Source organism: Streptomyces sp. HUAS MG91 (assembly GCF_040529335.1).
GTDB lineage: Bacteria > Actinomycetota > Actinomycetes > Streptomycetales > Streptomycetaceae > Streptomyces > Streptomyces tabacisoli.
In genome coordinates this window covers 4,964,903-4,986,069 of sequence record NZ_CP159534.1, presented here as the reverse complement: position 1 = coordinate 4,986,069, position 21,167 = coordinate 4,964,903, and the positions used below count along the sequence as shown (strand labels likewise).

Annotated in this window: 16 protein-coding genes and 1 tRNA gene; 3 read left to right on the top strand and 14 right to left on the bottom strand. The window is 73.5% G+C overall.

Annotated elements, in window-relative coordinates:
• Nucleotides 1-329: 329 nt before the first annotated feature.
• From ABII15_RS22720 to ABII15_RS22710, 3 genes are all read right to left on the bottom strand, one after another.
• The gene (locus ABII15_RS22720; protein WP_353944157.1) at nucleotides 330-782 is read right to left on the bottom strand and encodes a DUF6299 family protein; all 453 of its coding nucleotides are present in this window, start codon (nucleotides 780-782) and stop codon (nucleotides 330-332) included.
• A 208-nt stretch (nucleotides 783-990) separates the two neighbouring features.
• Nucleotides 991-1,383, bottom strand: a complete 393-nt coding sequence (locus ABII15_RS22715) for a hypothetical protein (RefSeq protein WP_353944156.1) — start codon at nucleotides 1,381-1,383, stop codon at nucleotides 991-993.
• Nucleotides 1,384-1,737: 354 nt separating this feature from the next.
• Nucleotides 1,738-1,819, bottom strand: a tRNA-Tyr gene (locus tag ABII15_RS22710).
• A 223-nt stretch (nucleotides 1,820-2,042) separates the two neighbouring features.
• Between ABII15_RS22710 and ABII15_RS22705 the strand changes: the two genes are divergently transcribed.
• The 3 genes from ABII15_RS22705 (at nucleotide 2,043) to ABII15_RS22695 (ending at nucleotide 5,307) form a co-directional block, all read left to right on the top strand.
• Nucleotides 2,043-2,531: a YajQ family cyclic di-GMP-binding protein gene (locus ABII15_RS22705; RefSeq protein WP_353944155.1), complete on the top strand. Its 489-nt coding sequence runs from the start codon at nucleotides 2,043-2,045 to the stop codon at nucleotides 2,529-2,531.
• Nucleotides 2,532-2,740: 209 nt separating this feature from the next.
• The gene (locus tag ABII15_RS22700; RefSeq protein ID WP_353944154.1) at nucleotides 2,741-3,211 is read left to right on the top strand and encodes a hypothetical protein; all 471 of its coding nucleotides are present in this window, start codon (nucleotides 2,741-2,743) and stop codon (nucleotides 3,209-3,211) included.
• Nucleotides 3,208-5,307: a CHAT domain-containing protein gene (locus ABII15_RS22695; RefSeq protein WP_353944153.1), complete on the top strand. Its 2,100-nt coding sequence runs from the start codon at nucleotides 3,208-3,210 to the stop codon at nucleotides 5,305-5,307. The genes ABII15_RS22700 and ABII15_RS22695 overlap by 4 nt, the downstream gene beginning before the upstream one ends.
• Here the strand turns inward: ABII15_RS22695 and ABII15_RS22690 are convergent.
• The 11 genes from ABII15_RS22690 to ABII15_RS22640 all read right to left on the bottom strand — a co-directional run bounded on the left by ABII15_RS22690 (nucleotide 5,270) and on the right by ABII15_RS22640 (nucleotide 21,108).
• Nucleotides 5,270-5,740 carry a tetratricopeptide repeat protein gene (locus ABII15_RS22690; protein ID WP_353944152.1) on the bottom strand — a complete coding sequence of 157 codons (471 nt, stop codon included), beginning with the start codon at nucleotides 5,738-5,740 and terminating at the stop codon, nucleotides 5,270-5,272. The two genes, ABII15_RS22695 and ABII15_RS22690, sit on opposite strands and share 38 nt — an antisense overlap.
• On the bottom strand, nucleotides 5,737-8,379 hold the full coding sequence (locus tag ABII15_RS22685; RefSeq protein WP_353944151.1) for an Hsp70 family protein: 2,643 nt from the start codon (nucleotides 8,377-8,379) through the stop codon (nucleotides 5,737-5,739). Before ABII15_RS22685 ends, ABII15_RS22690 begins: the two co-directional genes overlap by 4 nt.
• Nucleotides 8,376-9,122, bottom strand: a complete 747-nt coding sequence (locus ABII15_RS22680; RefSeq protein ID WP_353944150.1) for a hypothetical protein — start codon at nucleotides 9,120-9,122, stop codon at nucleotides 8,376-8,378. The genes ABII15_RS22685 and ABII15_RS22680 overlap by 4 nt, the downstream gene beginning before the upstream one ends.
• Nucleotides 9,106-9,546, bottom strand: coding sequence for a hypothetical protein (locus ABII15_RS22675; protein ID WP_353944149.1), 441 nt, complete (start codon nucleotides 9,544-9,546; stop codon nucleotides 9,106-9,108). The genes ABII15_RS22680 and ABII15_RS22675 overlap by 17 nt, the downstream gene beginning before the upstream one ends.
• A complete protein-coding gene (locus ABII15_RS22670; protein WP_353944148.1) occupies nucleotides 9,543-14,189 on the bottom strand; it encodes a hypothetical protein in 4,647 nt (1,548 codons plus the stop codon). Before ABII15_RS22670 ends, ABII15_RS22675 begins: the two co-directional genes overlap by 4 nt.
• A gap of 3 nt (nucleotides 14,190-14,192) precedes the next feature.
• Entirely contained in the window at nucleotides 14,193-15,485 is a 1,293-nt protein-coding gene (locus ABII15_RS22665) for a serine/threonine-protein kinase (protein ID WP_353944147.1), read from the bottom strand.
• A complete protein-coding gene (locus ABII15_RS22660) occupies nucleotides 15,472-18,549 on the bottom strand; it encodes an AAA family ATPase (RefSeq protein ID WP_353947159.1) in 3,078 nt (1,025 codons plus the stop codon). The genes ABII15_RS22665 and ABII15_RS22660 overlap by 14 nt, the downstream gene beginning before the upstream one ends.
• Before the next feature lie 200 nt (nucleotides 18,550-18,749).
• On the bottom strand, nucleotides 18,750-19,022 hold the full coding sequence (locus tag ABII15_RS22655; protein ID WP_353944146.1) for a GlsB/YeaQ/YmgE family stress response membrane protein: 273 nt from the start codon (nucleotides 19,020-19,022) through the stop codon (nucleotides 18,750-18,752).
• Between the two features lie 163 nt (nucleotides 19,023-19,185).
• The gene (locus ABII15_RS22650) at nucleotides 19,186-19,578 is read right to left on the bottom strand and encodes a YccF domain-containing protein (RefSeq protein ID WP_353944145.1); all 393 of its coding nucleotides are present in this window, start codon (nucleotides 19,576-19,578) and stop codon (nucleotides 19,186-19,188) included.
• Entirely contained in the window at nucleotides 19,575-20,441 is an 867-nt protein-coding gene (htpX, locus tag ABII15_RS22645; RefSeq protein ID WP_353944144.1) for a zinc metalloprotease HtpX, read from the bottom strand. The genes ABII15_RS22650 and htpX overlap by 4 nt, the downstream gene beginning before the upstream one ends.
• A 193-nt stretch (nucleotides 20,442-20,634) precedes the next feature.
• Nucleotides 20,635-21,108 (bottom strand): MscL family protein, encoded by a 474-nt coding sequence (locus ABII15_RS22640; RefSeq protein ID WP_353947158.1) that lies wholly within the window; start codon nucleotides 21,106-21,108, stop codon nucleotides 20,635-20,637.
• Between the last annotated feature and the right edge of the window lie 59 nt (nucleotides 21,109-21,167).

Sequence of the window (21,167 nt, the reverse complement as noted above, 5' to 3'; positions counted from 1 at the left end):
GTACACGGTGAAACCCCCTGGACGGGGGCGTCCCGGCAGACCCGTACGGCATCGGGGCCCGCTCGGTCGCTGCGCGACGAGTGCTGCACTCCTGAGAAATTCGGGCGGCCGGAGGATTTTCGTGCTCCGGCCGCCCAAATGATCGCGGAGCCCGAGCGGCGCCTTCCGAATTCACCGGGTGCCGGACGCGCGAAATGACGTCAGGGCGCTGCGGCTCCCCCGGATTCACGCCCGTATCCGCATTCAACGCCGTACATATTCGGCGCCCGGTGAAGTGAATGAATTTTCCGAGCGGAATGGGCGGCGGCGCTCTCCCGTGTGCGTCGTCGTCAGTCCGTGGCGGCGGCGGTCAGGGTCACGTCCTCGTCGCGTGAGGCGTGGAAGTGCGGCAGCGGCAGACCGGCCTGCGGGCGCAGTTCCATCACCGTCGCCTCGACCTGCGCGGCGCCCGGCTCGACGGTGCCGGCGGGGACCCGGCCGGTGTTCTGCCAGGTGTGTTCGCGGCCGTCGCAGTCGGCCAGGGTTCCGCCGATGCCGCGCCGGGGGCCGTCGGACGCCTGGCGGACGGAGGACGAGACGAAGACGGGGGCGAGGCCGGCGGTGCAGCGGTAGGTGCCGGACAGCGTCACGGTGCCGTCGTCGGCGACCGTGCCGGTCGGGGTGACGGTGACGGACTCGGACGGCTCGGCGGCGCCGACCGCGGCGGGCGCGGCCAGCAGGAGCAGCGCGGCACCGGTGGCGGTACCGAGCACCGTGAGGGGCTTCGCGGGCAGGACGGACATGAAGGGCCTCCCTGGTGGGCTTGTCGGAGCCCTCATTGATAACCGGAGCGCGACGTTCTCTTCACTCGACGTCACCCCTTCGACGGCATTTCCGTACCGGGAGCGACGAGCGGCGGGGCCCACGTCGTCCGCGCAAGGAGGGAACACGGACTCGGCGGACCCCGCCACCCTGCTCACCGGAGGGTGCGGAAGGGGTCCCGACGCGAGGTCAGAGGATGCGCTCGGGCGCGTCGAACTGGTCGACGGGCGCGGTGTCGCACGCGGCGACGGGGCCGCCGAGCACGTTGCCGCCGACGCCCTGCGTGGCCGGGACGGCGCAGCGCAGGTCGACGTTCACGAACGGCGCGCCGTAGGCGTTGGCCACGCCGCCGGGGTCGCCGGCGATGGTGACGTCACCGTGGTCGGTGGCGAACTCCGTCGAGCCCGTGGCGTAGCCGGTCTCGCCGGCGGCGCGCGCGGCGTCGTTGGCGTCGGCGGCGCTCGTCATGGTCTCGGCCTGCGGGCCACCGTTGGTGGCGGAGGCGCCACCGGCGGCACCGACGGTGGCAGCCGCGGCGGCGGTCGTCAGCGCGACGCCGGCCAGAACCTTGCGGATCATCATTTCTCCCATATGAGCAGTGCGTTCGACGAGCAGCCGCGTGCGGCCCGTCGAACGCACTGAACTCGATCGCAAGAAGAAACGTCACGTCCGCCTCGCGCTCATTCATTCAATTGGCGCAGAGAAATACGGAACATGGCCACATCGCCGACTCGGCATTCATCACGAAAACAGCTGTTCTCGCATTCAACAAATTTGAAAAGAGAGCTGTGCGCTTACTCCGCCGGAGCCGAAAGATTGATCCGGTTTTCCGTGCACCGGCAACGCCGTCCGGGGTGTGCGGGCTCTCCCCCGCGACCGGGTCCGCACACGAAGAGGCCCCCTGACCTACTGGTCAGGGGGCCTCTTTCCCAAGTGTGGCGGCGCCAGGATTCGAACCTGGGAAGGCTGAGCCGGCAGATTTACAGTCTGCTCCCTTTGGCCGCTCGGGCACACCGCCTTGGGTTTGCTGCCTGGGCCTCGCCTCTCGGCGGTGCTCGTTGGCAACGACGTAAACAATACCCGATGGACGGGGGTGCTTCGCCACCCGATTGATCGACGGGCGCGGACGGGGCGGTGGCTAGGCTTTGCACCGGGTGCGGCTCAGCGGTGCGCACCCGCCCAGGGCCCGGCCGGTGCCGGGTCCGCTGTCGCCACACCCCCGATACAAGGAGCCACAGGACATGGCCGACTCCAGTTTCGACATCGTCTCGAAGGTCGAGCGGCAGGAGGTCGACAACGCCCTCAACCAGGCCGCCAAGGAGATCTCGCAGCGCTACGACTTCAAGAACGTCGGCGCCTCCATCTCCTGGTCCGGCGAGAAGATCCTGATGGAGGCCAACTCCGAGGAGCGGGTCAAGGCCATCCTCGACGTCTTCCAGTCCAAGCTGATCAAGCGCGGCATCTCGCTGAAGTCCCTGGACGCCGGTGAGCCGCAGCTGTCCGGCAAGGAGTACAAGATCTTCGCCTCCATCGAGGAGGGCATCTCCCAGGAGAACGCCAAGAAGGTCGCGAAGATCATCCGCGATGAGGGCCCGAAGGGCGTCAAGGCGCAGGTGCAGGGCGAGGAGCTGCGGGTCAGCTCCAAGAGCCGTGACGATCTGCAGGCCATCATCGCGCTCCTGAAGGGCAAGGACTTCGACTTCGCGCTGCAGTTCGTGAACTACCGGTAGATCGGCGGTGACGGTCACCGGACCGGACGTGTGGAGGGGCGGCACCCGTGGGTGCCGCCCCTCCGCGCATGTGCTCCGCCCGTCCGCGTCAACTTGCCGGGAAACAAAGGCGATCGGGGCGATGCGATGGTCTGCTGAGGGGCGTGGTGTCACGCTGGTGGCACTGCTGTTTCCGCTGCCCACGGGGCAGGGCTTGGAGGTAGGTAGGCATGAGCACTGGAGCGACGGGGACCGCCGGGCCGGGAGGGGCGACGCTGGAACTCGAGCTGTACGGCCCCGACCCCTCGGCGGCCGAACTGGCGGGTCTGCGTGAGGCGCTGGCGGCCGCGGGGGCCGCCCGCGTCGAGCGGACGCTGCTGACCGCGCCGGAGTCCGACCAGCGGGTCGCCGAGCTGGTGGAGGTGGCCACGCTGATCGTGGGCGGGGTCGGGAACGTCGTCGCCGTCGTGGAGACCGTGCGCCAGTGGATGGCGCGGCGGCACGCGGCGACCGCGCGGCGGGCCGTCACCTCGGCCGAGGAGGAGGCCGTGCCGCGGGTGCGGGTGACGCTCGACGGGGACACCCTGGAGCTGGTGCACCCGTCCGAGCGGGCCACCGACGAGGCGATCGCCCGGTTCTACGACCGGCACCGCACGGCCGGCGGCGACGGCGTCGGGCCGTCCGGCGGGCCCGCCCGATGATGACGACCCTCCAGGTGCGGGTCACCGAGCCGCGGCCCGGCCGCACCCAGTACTCGTACGAACTCCGCTCGGGGGACGGGTCGCTGGTCGGCCCGCTGGAGCAGGAGCACACCGTTCCGGTCAGCCAGGACCTGGTCAAGGGGCTCTGCAAGGAGATCGACTCGGCCGTGAAGTGCGCCGAGCCCGACGGTGCGGACGCGCTGCGGGAGGAACTGGTGCGGCTGGGCGGGCAGTTGTACGACGCCCTGTTCCCGCAGACCGGCCGGCTCGACCTCGTACGGCGGCTGCGGGAGGCCACCGGGCCGCTGCTGGTGCAGAGCAACGAGACGCTCGTACCGTGGGAACTGCTGCACGACGAGGACGAGTTCCTCGGGCTCACGCACGACATCGGGCGCCGCGCCAAGGTCGAGGGGTTCGTCGTCGACGGGCGCAGCAGCGACCGGATCCGGCGGGCGCTCGTGGTCGGCGACACCCTCGGGGACCTGGCCTCCGCCCGCGAGGAGATCGCGCGGATCAGCGCGTGGCTGACCGGGCGGGGTGTGGAGTGCACTGTGCTGAGCGGGGCCGAGGCGAGCATGACGCGGGTCGTCGGGGAGCTGGCCGACAAGGTCCGTCCGTACGACCTGTTCCACTTCTCGGGGCATGTGTCGGGCGAGCCGGACGCCGCCGGGCTGATGGTGCACGACCGGAAGTTCATCGGGCTCGACGCGCTCCAGCCGCTGGCCAGACGGGGCGCCCCGCCGATCGTGTTCGTGAACGGGTGCACGACCGCGTCGGCGACCCTCGAACCCGGCTCCCGCGCGCTCGCGCAGGCCGCGACGACCATGAACGCCTGCATGTCGTTCATGCTGATGGGGGCCAAGACCGTGGTCGGGACGCGCACTCCGGTGGGCGACGCGAGCGCCCTGAGATTCGCGGAGGCCTTCTACCAGCAGCTCAGCGAGCAGTCGGAGGCCGGGGCCGCGGTGCGCGGGGCGCGGGCGGAGCTGGCCGGGGCCGGGGACGGGACCTGGGCGTCGTTCGTGCTGTACGGGGATCCGAGCGTGAAGATCACCGCGGTGGACGACGCGCCGCCGCACCCGTCGCCGCCCGGCGACGCGCGGCAGCGGCTGCGGTACTCGCCGCAGGCCGCCGAACTGCTGCGCAAGGCACGGCGGTTCGGGGCCATGCGGGGGCTGATCACCTCGGTCGACCTGCTCACCGCGCTGCTCGACACGGACGAGGTGCGCGAGCGGGCCGTCGTGCGGATCGGGTCGCGGCGGCTCCAGCAGCTGACGACAATGCTGGAACAGGTGCAGAGCTATGCGCCGGCCAGCGACGGTGCCGCGTCCGCGAGTGGCGGGGACACGTCGACGAGCGCGACGAGCGCTACAGGCGGTACGGGCTCGTCCCGGGCCGGGGATACGGCCGTCAAGGACCCGGCCCAGGACCGGGCCACGCGGAACGGCAGCGGGCGGATCGCCTTCTCCGACACCATCGCCCGGGTCGTCGAGGGCGCCGACGCGGCCGCCGTCGCCGCCGGGCGGGACACCGTCGGGGTCGACGACATCGCGCAGGCGTTCCTGGACACCGGCGGCGGCAACTGCGCGGAGCTGCTGAAGGTGTGCGGAGTGCGGCCGGAGCGGCTGCTCTCCCCCACGATGCCGGCCGGCGAGCGGGCCGACGAGGAGGAGCGGCGGCTCGATCTGACCGCGCTGGGGCCGGGGGCCGCAGCGGCGGTGCGCAGCGCGCGGCTGCTCGCGGCGACCGGCGAGAAGCGGATCAGTACGAGTCTGCTGTTGCAGGCGTTCGCGGTGGCGGGCAGCGATGTGCTGCGCGGGGCGCTCGCCGAGCAGGGCGAGGAGGGCCGGGAGGCGTACCGCCGGATGGCCCGGCTCGGGCGGCCGCGGCCCAGCGAGTTCTACGGGCGCACCCGCGACAAGCTGGAGCGGCTGACCTCGCAGGCGGCGGAGACCGGCACGCCCGTCGGCGAGGAGGCGCTGCTCATCGAGCTCCTCGCCGACGAGGACTCCACGGCCCGCAAGCTGCTGCACAAGCTGGGCGTGGAGCCGGAACTGCTCATTCAGGCGCTGCGGGACGCGGCGGATCCGCACTAGCCACGCCCTCGTCGGGCGGATCCGCCACGGCGGCGCTCATGTCGGCGGTGTCCAGGAGCGCGAGGCCCGCGCGGGCCGTCCGGTCCTGCGGGCGGCGGGCCGCGGTCTGCTGCCACTGGCGGCGGGCCTCGGCCGTGTCTCCCAGCTCGTAGCAGGCCAGGCCGAGCGCGCTGCGGGCCTCCGCGTCGTGCGGGCACCAGTGCACGATCGCCGCGAACCGGTCGCGGGCCGCCGCGAAGTCGCCGTCCCGGGCGGCCGCGAGACCGTCGTTGAACAGCCGTGCGGTGTGCGCGCCCAGACGCACGTACGCGCGCAGCGGGGTGCCGCAGCGGCCGCAGCTCTCGGCCGCCGCGTCGTTGTGCGTGCGGCAGCGCGGGATCGGGCAGACGACCGCGACGGCCGGGGCGGCCGCCGGTGTCACGGGCGCCGTCACTGGTGCCTCCCCTGGCCGGGGCCGCCGCCCTGGAGGAGGATCGGGACGCCGTAGTCGCTGCCGCCGTCGACGTCGATCAGTATCCGGGCGAGCTGGCGCAGCCGGGCGTTCGTCCTGCTGATGTCGCGCAGCACGCCCTCCGGGTCGGCCGCGATCCTGGCCTCTTGCAGGCGCAGCTTGTGGTGGATGTCGGACAGTTCGCGGGACTCGGCGGTGCGGCCGGTGGCCTCGGCCACCCGGATCAGCTCCTCGGTGCCCCTGAGGTCGGCCTGCAACTGGGCGCTCGCGCGGACCGCGGGCGGGATCTCGGCGGCCGTCCGCTCGCTGCGCATCAGGCCCTGCAAGTAGCCGAAGACGCGTTGCAGTCGCTGGATGACCTCGCCGTACGCGCGCTGGTCGCCGGCCGCGTGCGCCTGCTCGCCGCGCAGCCGCTGCTCCTCGATGCCGCGGGCGATCTCGGGGGCGTCGAAGGTCTTGCCCTCCGGCACGCCGTTCTCCACCAGGTGGGCGTGCAGGCCCTGGCAGTCGGCGACGAGGTCGTCGAAGTCGCGCTTGGGCGGCTGGAGTTCGCCGCCGGAGCGCGACACCGCGTCGGCGATCTGCTCCAGTTCGCGGAACTCGTGCACGGCGCCGGGCACGTCACCGCTCTCCTTGGCCTCCTGGAAGGCGCGCTCGGCCATCGCCCACTGGGCCTTCGCCGTGTTCTGCGGGCCGGCCGCGAGATAGCCGAGGTTCTCCTTGAACCGCTGGTAGAGCGCCGCGGTCTCCGCCTCGCTCGGCATCTCGCGCTCGACGGGCAGTTCGATGGGGACGTCGAAGGAGATCTCGCCGATGGAGCCGCGGACGGCGATCGCGGCGTTCTCGTACATGGCGACGTTGAGGTGGATCGCCGTGCCGCGCGGGGTCGACGACGGTACGAGGACGGTGATCACCTGGATGGGCACGCTCTGCTGGAAGAGGCGCAGCTCGACGCGCTCCTTGCCCGGGTGCGCGAACTCGAACGGCCGCTCGTACGGGAGTTGTTGCATCGCCGGTACGAGTTCTTCGCGGCCGGTGCGGCCGTCGCCGTAGTCGACCTCCATGAGGACGGCCTTGGCGGTGATCGCGGCGCCGCCGGTGCCGCCGGTCGGGCGCTGTTCGCCCGAGGTGTGGGCGAGCTGGCGGCCGGCCGTGGCGCGCAGGTCGCCGTAGGCGTCGTAGACCTCGAAGGTGAGGCTCGACTCGGCGTCGGGCTGCACGGGGACGTCGCGGAAGGCGAAGGCGCCCTCGGCGGAGAGGTCGGCCTGGTCCTCGAAGCCGGCCGTGGTGAGCCGGACCTGGCCGTCGGTGAGGTCGAGGCCGTCGGTCAGCGCCTTCACGGTGCCGCCGACGGAGGTGGTGGCGCGGCCGGTGGTGGCGGTGCCGTGGAAGGAGACGCGGACGGTGCGCTCCGCGTCGTAGACGGAGAGGCCGCCGACGGCTGCCGCGCGGACGGCCGCGCCGAGGGCGACGACCGTGTCGACCTGCTCGTACACCGGGCCCGCGCAGGCCGCTCTGATCGTGCGCGGGGAGCCGGGCGCGGCGGTGCCGCACAGTTCGTCGGTGACCATCTGGCGGACCAGCGGCATGTGGGTGGAGCCGCCCGCGAGGATGATGTGGTCGACGTCGGCGAGGGTGATGCCGGCCCGGTCGGTGGCGCGGGCGATGGCCTCGTCGCAGTAGGTGAAGGTGCGCTCGATGAACGGGCGTGCCACGGCGTCGAGTTCGGCCCGCTCCAGCAGGGTCTCGATGACGACCGGCTCGCCCTGCTGGTCGGTGAGGCGGCCGGTGTCGCGCAGGATGTAGTCGGTGCGCTCGGACAGGGCTTTCTTGGCGCCCTCGGCGAGGATCTTCAGCTGGCTGAAGCGCAGCGCGTCCTCGGGGTCCTTCTCGGGGGCGAGGTCGAGCGCGTAGCCGTCCGCCTGGAGCATCTTTTGCAGGTGGCGGGCCATGGCGGCGTCGATGTCGTCGCCGCCGAGGCGGTTGTTGCCGCTGATGCCGAGGACTTCGAAGGTGCCTGCGGTGCAGCGCAGGACGCTGACGTCGAAGGTGCCGCCGCCCAGGTCGTAGACGAGGAACGTGCCGTTCTGCGTCGCCGTGCGCCAGCAGTAGTGGCTGGCGGCGGCGGTGGGCTCGTGGAGGAGGCCGAGCACTTCGAGGCCCGCCTGTTCGGCCGCCTCGCGCGTGGCGTCGATCTGGGGCTGGTCGAAGTAGGCCGGGACGGTGACGACGGCCCGGTCGACGATCCAGCGCACGCCCTCGGTGTCGAACGCCGCGACGTCGGCCTCGATCTGCCGCTTCATCTCGGCCAGGATCGCCGCCGACACCTGCTGAGGGGTGCGCCGCTCACCGCCGAGGTCCACGGTCGTCCGCGTGCCCATCAGGCGCTTCACCGAGGTGACCGGCTCCGGGGTGCTGCCCTTGCGGGCGTACGCCTTGCGTCCCACGACCGGCTCGCCGCCGGCCGGGGAACGCCATACGCAGCTCGGCGTCGTGGACGACTTCGTGACCGGGTCGCGGTGGATGACGATGTCGCCGTCGGCGGGGTCCATCACCGCGACGGCGCTGTTGGTCGTGCCGAGATCGATCCCGACGGCTTTGCTCACGATCTGCTGCGTCATGCGTCGTTGTCCGTTTCGGAGGGCTGGGTCGGGGTGGGGATATCGGTTTCCGAGGTGGGCTTGGCGACTGGGGGTGGGGCCGGATCGGAAGCCGGGGGCGTGTCCGTGTCCGTGGCCGCGGCTTCGGTCTCGGTCTCGGTCTCGGTCTCGGTCTCGGTCTCGGTCTCGGTCTCGGTCTCGGTCTCGGTCTCGGTCTCGGTCGGAGTGTTCGGGGTTCCCGGTTGCGGGGAGCCCATGAAGACGCGGGCCAGGCGGACCACCGCGCCGTGGTGGAAGACGGCCGGCTCGTCGGTCTGGGCCACGGTTTCCGTCGTGAACTGGGGGCCGTAGCGCCAGCCGACCGGGTCGGACCAGTCGGCGACCTCGTCGGCGGACAGGCCCAGCGGGTCGCGGACCTCGACGCCGTCGTCGCGCAGGGTCTGCAGCATCTGTTCCTTGAGGATGCGCAGCCTGCGGTGCAGGCGGGCCTGGCCGCTGTCCGCGAGGGCCTGTTCCCCGGCCGTGATCAGCTGCTCCAACCTGCCCACCAGGGAGGCCAGTTCGAAGACGGTGTCGCGGGCGCCGGACGCGGCCCGCGCCGCCTCGCCGCGAGCCGCGCTCAGGTCCTCGTGGCGGCGCTGCAGCACCCCCGCGAGTTCGGCCTGCGGGGACACCGCCTCGTCGCCGCCCTCGGGCACCGCGCGCTCGGTGAACTCCCCCCAGTCCAGGGAGGGGACGGTGGCCGGGTCAGCCGAAGAGGACATCGCGGGCCTCCAGTTCCGAGCCGGGGGCGTCCGGCGCCGGGCGCTCCAGGGCGGCCCGCGCCGCGTCGGGTAGGGGCCGGTGCAGTTCCCGTACGACGCGCCGTACGGCGGACGGCAGGTCGAAGGCGTCGGGGGTGAGGCGGTGGCCGCGCAGATCGGCCGGGTTCGCCCGGTGGCGCCGCACGAACGCGTCCCAGGCGCGGTCCCGGTAACCCGTGCCCGGCGGTTCGGTCAGCGCATGGCGCTGCCGGGTGCGCGGATGCCCGATCAGCTCGCGCATCGCCCAGTCGTACAGGGCGCGTTCCTGCTCGCTGCCGGCCGTGCGGATGCCGTCCTCGGCCCGCTCGACGATGCTCTGTTCGTCGGCGTCGGAGGGCAGCGCGAGGACGTGGAAGGGATTGGGGCGACGGTCTGCCGTGCTCATTTCAGGAATCTCCTGATCATCTCCTCCGCACGGGTCAGGTTCTCCCCGGCGGTCGTGTTGGCGGGGTTGAGATCGAGGGCCTCGCGCAGCAGGGGCTTCGCGGCGACCAGGCCGAGCAGCGCCTCGGTGTCGCCCTCCGGTGCCGCGTTGGCCGCGTTGATGAAGACCACCGCGCGGTTGTTGAGCAGCGCGGACAGGGCCTGGTTGGTGTCCGGTACGAGCTTGGGGTCGTCGGTGACCTCGGGGGCGAGGACGAGGACCTCGCGCAGGCACCGCTCGGCGACGTCGAAGTCGCGCTCTCTCAGCTCGCGCTTGCCCTTGCCGTAGAGGGCGTTGACCCGCAGCTGGACGTGGGTGCTGTGGACGTCCTCGGTGTCGGGGATCGTGTCGAGGAGGGCCAGCGCCTCGTCGTAGCGGGCGGCGGTGTTGTGATCCCGTACGGGGACGAACACGAGGTCCGCGCGGCGCGACGCGAGGAACCGGCCCACCTCCTGGTTGCCCGGGTCCCACTCCTCGGCCTGCTCCAGGAAGCGGACCGCCTCCGCGTTGCGCCCGTTGAGCAGGCCGCGCTCCAGGAAGTGGAAGCCGAGGACCTGGTTCTCCTTCAGGTGGGGGCGGTGGGGGGTGGCCAGCCCGGCGAGCTGATCCGCGTACGGGATCGCCCTGGCCAGGATCGCGCGCACGGCGTCCCAGTCGCTGAGCCGGTACAGGCCGAACTGCCACTGGTTGTGCCACTCCAGAGCGGCACAGAGCACGGGCACCGGTGCGAAGCCGTGCTGGATGGCGGTGTCCAGGAGCCGGATGCCCGCCTCGTAGTCGCGGTCGACGCCCACGGGCAGGCCCTCGACCGCGGCCGGGTCGTCGACCCGCTCGGTCGCCGTGCGCACCAGATCTGCGGCCCAGTCGTCGAGCAGCCGGCCCGCGCGCGCGGCCGCGGCGGCGAACAGGTCCGGGTCCACCCCGTCGGGCACCGCCGCCGCGAGCGGCCCGCCGGCGAGGAGGGCCCGGGTGGCGCGGGGACCTTTGTGTACGGCTCTCAGAGCACGCAGTTGGGCGGCGAGGTCGGCCGGGCGGCCGGCGTCGAGGGCGCGGGCGCCGTGCAACCGGTGCAGGCCCAGGAGTTCGTCGGTGAGGTCGCGGCGCAGTTCCGCGGCGGCCGTCTCGTCGGACACGCGCGCGTGCTCCCAGAACGCCGGGTGGGCGAGGAGGAGGGTCCACAGGGCGGTGGCCGCGGTGAGTTCGGGGCCGGGGACGCCGGTGCGGGCCAGGGCGGCCAGGGCCTCCTCGCGGTGCAGGACGGCGAGGGTGTGCGGCAGGGCCAGGTCGTCGGGGTCGCCGATGTCGAGCAGGGCAGCCAGTTCGCGGAGTATGGCGGCCGGTTCGTCGCGCTCCAGTGCGCGCCACAGAGCCGGGTAGGGCTCCGCCGCGTCCTCGATGACGCGGTACCGGCCGCGCCGCTCGAAGTCGGGCACGGCGCCGGGGAACAGGGCGGTGAGCAGGGCGTCCACGCGGTCGTCGCGGACCAGGTTCGCCAGGTGGTGGTGGACGGGGTGCTCGGCGGGGAGGTGCCGGGCCGCCCGGTGCAGCAGGGTGACGGCGGTGGCCGTGTCCCCGGCCGCGTGGACGGTGACCGCGCGGTGGCACAGATAGGCGCCGTACTGCGCGCGTTCGGGGGCCTCGGGCGCCGCTGTCGCGAGGACGCGCTGCCACAGGTCGTCGGCGGTGGCGTGGTCGCCGAGGGCCACCGCGCAGTGGGCGAGGGTGTGGAGGGTGGGGGCGGTGGGCTGCGGCCCGGCCGCTCGCGCGGTGCCGTCGGACGTGAGGAGGGCGGTCGCCTGGGCCCGGACGATGCCGGCCAGGGCGTCGGTGCGGGCGTCGCGCCGCTTGGCGCGGGCGACCCTGGCGCACAGGGCGGGCACCACGGCGCCGAGGTCGAGCAGTCCCGCGAAGTCGCGCGGATCGAGGTCGGCGAGGCCCTGCGTGAGCACGGTCGCCGCGCCCGCCAGGTCGGCGCCGGCCAGGGCGGCGGCCTGCGCGGTCAGCAACGGCGCCGTGAGCCCGGGCAGCCCCTCCGCCGCGGGCAGCCCGCGCCCGGCCCCGCCCTCCAGAACATGCGCCAGGAACTCGGTGGCCTGCCGTGCGGGGTCGTCCTGCGCGACCCCCGCGCCCCGCCGGTCGGGCCCACCGGGAACCGCGTCCGGGGCCGGGGGGCGTGGGGGGTGCGGTGCGGTGGGATCGGTGGGCCCGGTGCGCCCGGCGAGCCCGGCAGACCCGGCGCCCCCTGCAGAGGCAGCCGCCCCATCAGCCCGAGCAGCCCCACCAGAGCCGCCCTCCGCCCGCAACACCCGCACCGCCGCCTCCCTCCCCTGCGTGCCCAGCGCCTCCGCCGCCGCTGTCAGCACCGCCAGCGGGTCGGCGCCGTCCCGGACCGCGGGCAGGGCGTGGCGGCGGCGGAACTCGGCGAGCAGCGCCGCCCGGTCGGGATCCGGGTCGGGGGCGAGGGCGCAGGCGCGGGCCAGGGCGGCGGCCAGCCCCGGCGCCTGGTCACGCGGGGTCCACTCGGTCAGGGCTTCGGCGAGGACCGGCTCGGTGTGTTCCGGCTCGGCCAGCAACTGGGCAAGTCCCAGCACGCGCGCGTACTGCGGCCGATGCCGCACCACCCGCCACGGCGCGCGCCCCCGGCCGGGGTACAGCGCCCGCTCGGCGAGCAGCCGCGCGGCCTGGCCCAGTTCGCGGGCGTGCGGGGGCACGGCCGGCACCGCGTCCTGCCCGGTGAGCGCGGCGTCGGTGAGCCGGGCGGCGGCCTGCTCGGCTTCCTGCTGCGCCGCCTCGGCCGCACCGGACGCCCAGTGCAGGGCCGCCCTGTGCAGCCCGATGAGCCCCAACTCGTAGCGGGCGCGCGGTACATGTCGTACGGCCTCGCCCAGCAGCCGCCGCTCGGCCGCACGGGTCCGGCCCAGGAGGATCTCGGCGCGCGCCCGCAGCAGCTCGGCGGCCCGCCCGACCGCGCCCTCCAGCAGGGAGTGCACCGCCGCCGGGTTCCCGGCACCCAGCTCGGCCGCGGCGCGGACCTGGGCGGCCCGGTCGCGGCCGAGGGCGTGCGCCTCGACGAGCAGCCGGACGGCCCGGTGCGGATCGTCCGGCTGGGCCGCGACGCCCTCCCACAGCCGCTGTTCGGCCCGCGGCAGCCGTCGGAAGAGGGGCAGGTGAAGGAGCCGGTCCACCTCGTGCGGGCGCCCGCGCCGCACCTCGGCGGCGAGCATCGTGCGCAGCGCTTCGAGACGGGTCGGCAGGGTGTGTCCGGCGAGGTCGAGCCGGTCCCAGTCGGGCAGGTCCCCGGCGGGGAGCCGTCCCTGCGCCATCCGCAGCCGGGCCCGCACGACGGGCGCGGTCGCGCCCGCCCCGGCGACGAGCCGCTCCTGGACGTCCGCCGGGACGGCCCGGTCGGGATCGGCGTCGAGCAGCAGGCAGAGCAGCGGCCACGACAGGCCCGCGCCGGTGGCGGCGAGGGCGTCGAGCGTGTCGGCGGCCTCCCGGCGGCGGCCGTCCAGGAGCCGGGCCCACGCCGCGTGATAGGCGAGGTCGGCGCGGTGCGGGTGGGCCGCGGCGACCGCCGTCAGCGTCTCGCCCGCCGCCCGCGCGCGCCCTTCGAGCAACTGCCGGCGTCCCAGCGCGTACCGCACCCAGGGCGCGGTGTCCGGCCCCTCCTCGATCTCGGCGAGCCGTGCCGCGTCGAGCGGCTGCTGCGCGGCGTCGGTCACGAGGGTGTCGTCGTCCAGCCAGGCCAGCGTCCGGCACAGGTCGACGATCTGCCAGACGCGGACGGTCAGCCCGGTCTCGCGGCCCGCGACCGCCGCCCTCGCCCGAAGGTACCGGCCGGCCTGGAGATGGGCGGCGACGAGGCCGTGCACGGCCACCGGGTCGGCGGGGTCCGCGCGGCAGGCGGACTCGAAGTGCCGGACGGCGTCGTCCGGGCGGCCGTGCAGCAGGAGCGCCGCGAAGCCGAGCGCCCGGTCGGTGACGGGGGCGCCGGGCCGTGCCGTGGACAGGCGCGCGGCCAGCGCGGCGGCCCGCTCCACGCGCGCGACGGGGTCGTCGAAGTCCGTGGCGAGCAGCCGTCGTACGTGGTTCAGGACGGTGGCGGGCGGCCGGGGGTGCCGGCCGAGCAGGTCGGCGTAGACGTCGAGCGCCGAGTCGTTGTCCGCGGCGGCCTCGACCAGGGCCTCGGCCGCCGCGACGCGCGCCTCCTCGTCCGGCTGCGGGGCGCGGTAGAGGCGGGTGAGCAGGACGATGCCCCAGGCCCGGTCGTCGGGGGAGGCGCGGCGCAGTACCGCGCGGGCCAGCGGGATCCAGGTCAGGTGCAGCCGGACGCGGCCCTCCCCGGCAAGCCGCTCACCGAGAGCGGCGAGGCGCCGCAGGTCGTCGACGGTGAGCAGCGGGCGGAACCGGTCGCTCAGGAACGACTCCTGGAACGGCAGCCACAGCGGCGCCGCCTGCTCCGGCCGCTCCTCGAACCCCTTGAGGACGTCCCGCATCCGTGCGAGCGCGCGGTACGGGCCGCTCTCCTCCAGGGCGGCGGCCCAGGCGTTCTCCAGGCGTCCGACACCGGACAGGCTCTTGCGGATCGACCGCTGCGGCTGCATCCCTCACCCCCCGTCCCGCGCGAGCCGTGCGAAATGCCCGGCCTGGAACCTGTTGCCCGCCGCGCGGAACGCCTGCTCCGCGTGGCGTGCGAGCCGTTCGCGACTCAGGCCGTCCGGTGGGCGCGCCCCTGCCCGTACGGACTCGTAGGCCTGCGCCCACTGCGTGGCGGCCGCGGCATGCTCACCCAACTCCGTGTGCGCCCCCGCCAGTTCGGCCAGGAGCGCGGGCAGTAACTCGCGCGGGACGCCGCCCCGGCCGAGCACCGCCCGCAGCAGGGCGACCGCCTCGGCCGGCCGGCCCTCCCGCACGGCGCGCCGGGCCTTCGCCAGATCGGCCGGGCCCCGTACCGGCGGCGCTGCGACACCGGGCCGTCCGCCGGATCCGGGCCGGGGCAGGGCGTCGAGGGCGGCGATGACCTCGTCGGCGCTGCGGAACCGGTCCCCGGGCCGCAACTCCAGGCAGCGCATGACGACGTCGTCCAGCTCGGGAGCCACGGCCGCCTCCACGGACGAGGGGCGCACCGGCGGGGCCTTGCGCTTGGCCTCCACGAGCCACTCCCCAAGCGCCCGGTCCGGCAGGTCGAGGGGGACGACCAGATGCTCGTACGGCTGGCGTCCGGTCAGCCCCTCGTACATCAGCAGGCCGAGCGAGTACAGGTCGGACGCGGGCAGGCTGGCGCCGCCGGCGGTTTCCGGCGCCATGTACCGGGTGGTGCCGGCGACGCCCTCGACCTGGCCCGCGGCGCGCATCCGGGCGGCGAGCCCGAAGTCGATGAGGCGGACGGCCCGGTCCTGGCCGAGCAGGACGTTGTCCGGTTTGAGGTCGCGGTGCAGCAGGGGCGGCAACAGGCGGTGCAGCCCGCGCAGCGCGACCGCGATCTGCCGTGCCCACTTCACCATCAGGCGCGGCGGCACCCGCTCCATCCGGGCGAACTCGGCGGCGAGGGTGCCGCCCCGGACGTACTCCATGACGAGGTAGGCGCGGCCGCCGAGATCGCGGGCGAGGCCCGCGTCGTAGACATGGACGAGGTGGCGGCGGGCCTCCAGGTCGGTCATGGCGCCCATGGCGTCGGCGAGGACGAGGACGTCGGCGAAGAGCTCGCCCGCGCTCTGCTCGGTCAGGTCGGGGCGCCGGGACACCTTGCAGGCGATCGGGCGCACGGCGCGGCCCAGGACGTACTGCTCGCTGCGGAACACCGCGCCGAATCCGCCGCCGCCGATCCACTCGCGCAGCAGATAGCGGCCGTCGATCACGCGGCCGACGAGCTCGCGCAGGTCGGTGTCAGCCGTCGCCATACAGCGCCTCCCCGCCCTTGCTCCCCGCGATCCGGCGTGCCGAGTCGGCCGACACGTCGGACCTGTCCCGCGGTTCCGGCACGTCCGCGCGAGCGGCCGCCAGGTCGTCCGGCTCCGCCGGGTCGGCGAGGTCGGCCGGGTGGGCGAGATCCGGCGAAGGGGCGTGCTCTGCCGAAGAGGCGAGCTCTGCCGGTTCGGAGGGGTCCGCCGACGACGCGTCCCGGCGCGGCCCGTCGTCCGGCGGTACGAGCCTGATCTCCGTCCGCCGCACCACCGGGTCCGCGAACGGGTCCTCCCGCGCGGGAGCCGACGCGGAGGTCACCTCGATGCGCGCGGCCTCGCGGAACTCCTTCGGGCGCTCCTCGCGCAGGGCGAGCACCGGTGTGTCCACCAGGTCGGTCAGCAGGGCGTTCATGATCCGGCCGCCCTCCCTGCCGCGTGCGGCGATGTCCTGCTCGTGGCCCAGCTCGGCCGCGTACCGCAGCAGTTCGTCGGAGACGACGAGGTCCTTCTCCAGCCGCTCGCGCCAGTGCGCGCGCCGCCGCTCGACGATGAGCCGCCCGATGCCATACATCGCGTCCGGGCCGAGCGGGCGGAAGACGACGACGCGGTCGATCCTGGCCAGGAACTCGGGGGTGAAGACGGCCTCGCCCTGCCGGTGGCGCAGGGTCGCCAGGCGCTCCGAGACGGCCGTGGCGATCTCCCGGTCGCTGCGGTACGGGGCGTCGTGGGAGATCAGCTCGTGTCCGGCGTTCGTCGTCAGGACGAAGATGGCGCGGTCGGCGTGGGCCTTCACGCCGCGCTGGTCGGTGATCCAGCCCTCGTCGAAGAGGTTGAGGAACGGGCGCAGTACTTCCGGGTGGGCCTTTTCGACCTCGTCGAGGAGGAAGACGCAGTACGGGTCCGCGTTCAGCTCGTTGATCAGGCGGCCGCCGCGGTCGTGGCCGTGGTAGCCGACCGGGGAGCCGATGAGGCCCGCGACGCTGTGCGGCTCCGTGAAGTTGCCCATCGAGTACGTCTGGAGCCGCTTGGACGCCGAGTACAGGCCGGCGACCGCCTTGGCCAGCTCGGTCTTGCCGACGCCGGTCAGCCCGGCGAACAGCAGCACCGCCGCGGGGCCCGAACCGGCGTCCGCGAGGCCCGCCTTGATGCGCCGCAGCTGGTCGGAGACGACGCGCACGGCCGCCTCCTGGCCGACGACGCGGGCGCCGAGCGCCGTCTCGTAGTCGACCCGGGTGTCGTCGCCCGAGGCGGCTCCGGCGAGCTGCCCGCGCGGGACACCCGACACTTCGGCCACCACGTCGATCACTTCGTCGTACGTGACCGCGGTGCGCGGGTCGTCGAGCTGGTCGCGCGCGTAGTGCAGGTCCTCGCAGGCGCGGCGCAGCACGCGCGCGGCGGACTGGGGCAGCTTGCGGTGGGCGATGAACTCGCCGGCCAGGACCACGGCCCGGTCGACGGCGTGGTCCTCGACCCGGACGCCGAACTCCTCGGCGAGGGAGTCCGCCGTCTGCCGCACCATGTCGCGGGCGCTGTCGCGGTCGGGCTCGGTCATGTCGACGCGGCTGGTCAGGTCGCGCAGTTCGTGGTCGGCGGCGAGCAGGTCCTCGTAGTCGGTCGGGGAGAGCACGCCGACGAGGTGGAGGCGGCGCTCGGCGAGCGCGCGGCGCAGCTCCAGGACGTGGGTGGTGCCGCGCGGGCCGCGCAGCAGCGGGCCGAGCCCGTCGACGCAGACCACCAGGTCGGTGCGGCCCTCGACATGGCCGATGAGTCCGGCCAGTTGGGCGGCGCTCTCCTCCTCCGCGACGTCCCGGCAGTCGACGCGCAGGAACCTCTTGCGGCGCAGGAAGGGGATCTCGCCCGCCGCCGCGCGCCGCGCCAGCTCCCGCAGCAGGGTGGTGGTGCCGACGCCCGGGAGGCCGGTGATCAGCGCGTGGTTGCTCTCCGAGCGGTGCAGGGCGCGGCAGAGCGGGTCGAAGTAGCGGTCGAGGTGCCGGGCGGGCTTCTCGTCGGGCGCCTGCCAGGTGAGGTCCTCGGCGGGCGGCAGGAAGGCGGGCAGTTTGTACGCGGACTCGCGCGGGGCGGCGGTGCGGCGCGCCCGCAGGTTCTCCGCGAGGTGGGCGCGCAGGCGGTCCAGGTCGAGGCGGAGCGGCTCCGCGGCGAGGACGACGGCGAGGCGCTGCGGCGGGTCGTCGAGGAGAGCGGCGAGCAGGTGCGGGGTGTCGATCCGGTCGGCGTCCCAGAGGGCGGCCGTGCGGCGGGCCGCGGCGAGCAGGGCGACCAGGGCCTCCGCACAGTCGTCGCGGTGCAGCCGGGGCGGCTCGGGGCGGGGCAGGTCGGAGAGGCGGAACGCGGCGGAGATCAGCTCGACGGCCTTCACCAGGCCGATCTGGGGCGGGAGCTGGAGCCGCAGCAGGCGCTCGGCCAGGCCCTCGGTCTCGCCGAGCAGGGCGAGCAGGCAGTGCGGTGGCAGGAGCCGGTCGTAGCCGAGTGCGGCGGCTCGCTCGGCGGCCTGCTCGAGGACGGTCCAGGCGTCGGCGGTGAACCCTTCGGAGCGCAGCCGGCCCGATCCCTCGTCGAACACCTGGTGCGGTGCCTCGGCGCGGACCCGCACCCGGCGGCGTAACGCCTCGGCGGCGCGGGGCAGGTCGAGGACGCCGCCGAGGAAGGCGCGGTCCTGCTCGTCGGGGTGGGCGAGGACGCAGGCGAGGAGCAGATCGAGGACGGCGGGCCCTTCGGCCTCGGCCACCGTCCCGGTGAACTCGTCCAGGGCCGCGCGCAGTTCGGGCGCTGTCCGGTCCGGGGAGCCGTCGAACTCGTAGGCCGCGCCCGGGGGGTTGTAGACGTCGATGGCCTCCAGCAGGTGGCCCGGCGCCGCCCCGTCGACGAGTGCCACGTCCAGGGCGGACAGCAGTGCGGCGTCGCGGCCGGTCAGCGCCGCGTGCACCACGTCGCTGGGGCGCAGCTGCCGGCCGGCCCGCTGGGCGGCCGCGGTCAGGACGGCTGCGGTCCGCCGCTCCCCGCACGCCTGTGGATCGAGCACCCCGTCCGTGAAGAAATCCATACGCGTCACGCGGGGCTCCCCTGGCTCGGGCCCCGCGCTGTCACCTCCCCCGTTGCTCCAATGCTTCCACAACGGGTGGCCCGTGCCCCACGGTTCCGTGGAGAGGCCTCACGAATGCTCAGGAGGGGTTGTGCGAGGGCCCGTTGGGGAAACGGGGGGTGCGCCCCGGCGCGCGGGGGCGCACGACGGGGCGCGGCGGGTCAGTGCCGCTCGCGGGAGTTGCCGAAGAAGATGCGGTACAGGATCAGCAGGACGAGGGCGCCGCCGATCGCGGAGACCCAGGTCGCGCCGTCGTAGAAGTCCTTGCTGACCGGGCGGTCGAGCCACTGGGCCGATATCCAGCCGCCGATGAAGGCGCCGGCGATACCGATGAGCGTGGTGCCGACCAGACCGCCCGGGTCGCGCCCCGGGAGCAGAATCTTGGCGATGGCACCGGCGAGCAGGCCCAGGACGATCCAGCTGATGATGCCCATGCCGTGACTGCCTCTCTTCCATGGGGCGTTGCTGTGGAGGGACTCCGCGACGACGTCGCGATCCCTTGATCCACTACTGCCCTGAAAGACGACAAGTAGCCCGGTTCCGGTTGCGAGGAGTTCTGGTTACGAGGAATCCGCGGCGGCCCGGACCCGGACCTGCCTACCGAGCGGCGAACGGCTGGTCGGTGCGGACGATGTCGCGGCCGAGCGGGAGGAGGGAGATCGGGATCATCTTGAAGTTGGCGATGCCGAACGGGATGCCGATGATCGTCACGCACAGGGCGATCCCGGTGAAGATGTGGGCGAGCGCCAGCCACCAGCCCGCCAGGATCAGCCACAGCACATTGCCGACACAGGACGGCGCCCCGGCGTCCCGGCGCTCGACCGTGGTGTACCCGAAGGGCCACAGCGCGTAGACGCCGATCCGGAAGGCGGCGATGCCGAAGGGGATGCCGATGATGGTGATGCAGAGCAGCGCGCCCGCGAGCAGATAGCCGAGGAACAGCCAGAAACCGCTCAGGACGAGCCAGATGACGTTCAGGACGGTCTTCACCGGCGGGGGCCTCCTGCCATTTGCTCAAGCCGCGCGATGCGCTCGGCCATCGGCGGGTGTGTGGAGAACATTTTCGAGACTCCCTGACCCGGGCGGAACGGGTTGGCGATCATCATGTGGCTCGCCGTCTCGATCCGCGGCTCGGGCGGCAGGGGCAGCTGCTTCGTCCCCGCGTCCAGCTTGCGCAGGGCACTGGCCAGGGCCAGCGGGTCGCCGGTCAGCTGCGCGCCGGAGGCGTCGGCCTCGTACTCGCGCGAGCGGCTGATGGCGAGCTGGATGAGCGACGCGGCGAGCGGCCCCAGGATCATGACCAGGAGCATCCCGAAGATGCCGGGACCGTCGTCGTCGTTGGAACGGCCGACCGGGATCAGCCACGCGAAGTTCACCAGGAACATGATCACGGAGGCGAGGGCGCCGGCCACCGACGAGATCAGGATGTCGCGGTTGTAGACATGGCTGAGCTCGTGCCCGATGACGCCGCGCAGCTCGCGCTCGTCCAGGATGCGCAGGATGCCCTCCGTGCAGCACACGGCGGCATTGCGCGGATTGCGGCCGGTCGCGAACGCGTTCGGCGCCTCGGTGGGCGAGATGTACAGCCGGGGCATGGGCTGCCTGGCCTGCGTGGAGAGCTCGCGCACCATCCGGTACAGGGCGGGCGCCTCGAACTCGCTGACCGGGCGGGCCCGCATCGCGCGCAGGGCCAGCTTGTCGCTGTTCCAGTACGCGTACGCGTTCGTCCCGATCGCGATGACGAGGCCGATGATCAGCCCCGTACGACCGAAGAAACTCCCGATGACGAGAATGAGGGCGGAGAGCCCTCCGAGGAGTACGGCGGTCTTCAGCCCGTTGTGCCGGCGGTGCACGGTACGCCCTCCTGGTGGTGCGGCAGGGGAACCCACTGCTCTGTCTCTTGCTGGCCACTGGTGCGCGGGTCGCGCGTGTTCCTGTCCAGTGGACCCTCCCGTACTGGTCAACGCCAGACGAGGAGGTCTAGTTCCCTTGTGCGCGGCCGGAGGGCGGGGGCCGCGTGTAGGCCGTACGGGTAGGCCGCGCGGGTCAGACCTTCTCCTGCACCTGCTGCTCGGGCAGCATCCCCGCGATCTCCAGAGCCTGCTGGTCGGGCTCGATCTCGCTGGTGCACTGGGGGCAGCGGCTGGCGATGCCGGGGATCTGGGCGAAGCAGCGCGGGCAGTCGCGCATCGAGGCCTTGATGTCGACCGGCTTGTTGCGGTCGATGCGGGCCTGGAACTTCATCATCGGCAGGACGATCAGGAAGTACAGGACGGCCGCGGTGATGAAGAAGGCGATCGTGGCGTCGATGAACTTGCCGTACTGGAACTTCACACCGTCGATCTCGAAGATCGCGTCGGAGTAGTCGCCTATGGAGCCGGTGGCCCATCCCAGGAGCGGCGTGATGAACGCGGTGGTGAAGGCGGTCACCAGGGCGGTGAATGCCGTACCTACGGCGAGACCCACCGCCGTGGTGATGATGTTGCCGCGAAGGATGAATGTCTTGAAGCCGCTCAACACGGTGCTGCTCCTGGGTATCGGGGTTGTCTGGTGCATGCCTGAACCAGGCGACCCCAAAA

What these genes read in the sequence shown, in the direction of transcription:
- ABII15_RS22720 (WP_353944157.1), bottom strand. Translation starts at nt 782, where the DNA reads ATGTCCGTCCTGCCCGCGAAGCCCCTCACGGTGCTCGGTACCGCCACC.
- ABII15_RS22715 (WP_353944156.1), bottom strand. Translation starts at nt 1,383, where the DNA reads ATGATGATCCGCAAGGTTCTGGCCGGCGTCGCGCTGACGACCGCCGCC.
- ABII15_RS22705 (WP_353944155.1), top strand. Translation starts at nt 2,043, where the DNA reads ATGGCCGACTCCAGTTTCGACATCGTCTCGAAGGTCGAGCGGCAGGAG.
- ABII15_RS22700 (WP_353944154.1), top strand. Translation starts at nt 2,741, where the DNA reads ATGAGCACTGGAGCGACGGGGACCGCCGGGCCGGGAGGGGCGACGCTG.
- ABII15_RS22695 (WP_353944153.1), top strand. Translation starts at nt 3,208, where the DNA reads ATGATGACGACCCTCCAGGTGCGGGTCACCGAGCCGCGGCCCGGCCGC.
- ABII15_RS22685 (WP_353944151.1), bottom strand. Translation starts at nt 8,379, where the DNA reads ATGACGCAGCAGATCGTGAGCAAAGCCGTCGGGATCGATCTCGGCACG.
- ABII15_RS22680 (WP_353944150.1), bottom strand. Translation starts at nt 9,122, where the DNA reads ATGTCCTCTTCGGCTGACCCGGCCACCGTCCCCTCCCTGGACTGGGGG.
- ABII15_RS22675 (WP_353944149.1), bottom strand. Translation starts at nt 9,546, where the DNA reads ATGAGCACGGCAGACCGTCGCCCCAATCCCTTCCACGTCCTCGCGCTG.
- ABII15_RS22670 (WP_353944148.1), bottom strand. Translation starts at nt 14,189, where the DNA reads ATGCAGCCGCAGCGGTCGATCCGCAAGAGCCTGTCCGGTGTCGGACGC.
- ABII15_RS22665 (WP_353944147.1), bottom strand. Translation starts at nt 15,485, where the DNA reads ATGGCGACGGCTGACACCGACCTGCGCGAGCTCGTCGGCCGCGTGATC.
- ABII15_RS22660 (WP_353947159.1), bottom strand. Translation starts at nt 18,549, where the DNA reads ATGGATTTCTTCACGGACGGGGTGCTCGATCCACAGGCGTGCGGGGAG.
- ABII15_RS22655 (WP_353944146.1), bottom strand. Translation starts at nt 19,022, where the DNA reads ATGGGCATCATCAGCTGGATCGTCCTGGGCCTGCTCGCCGGTGCCATC.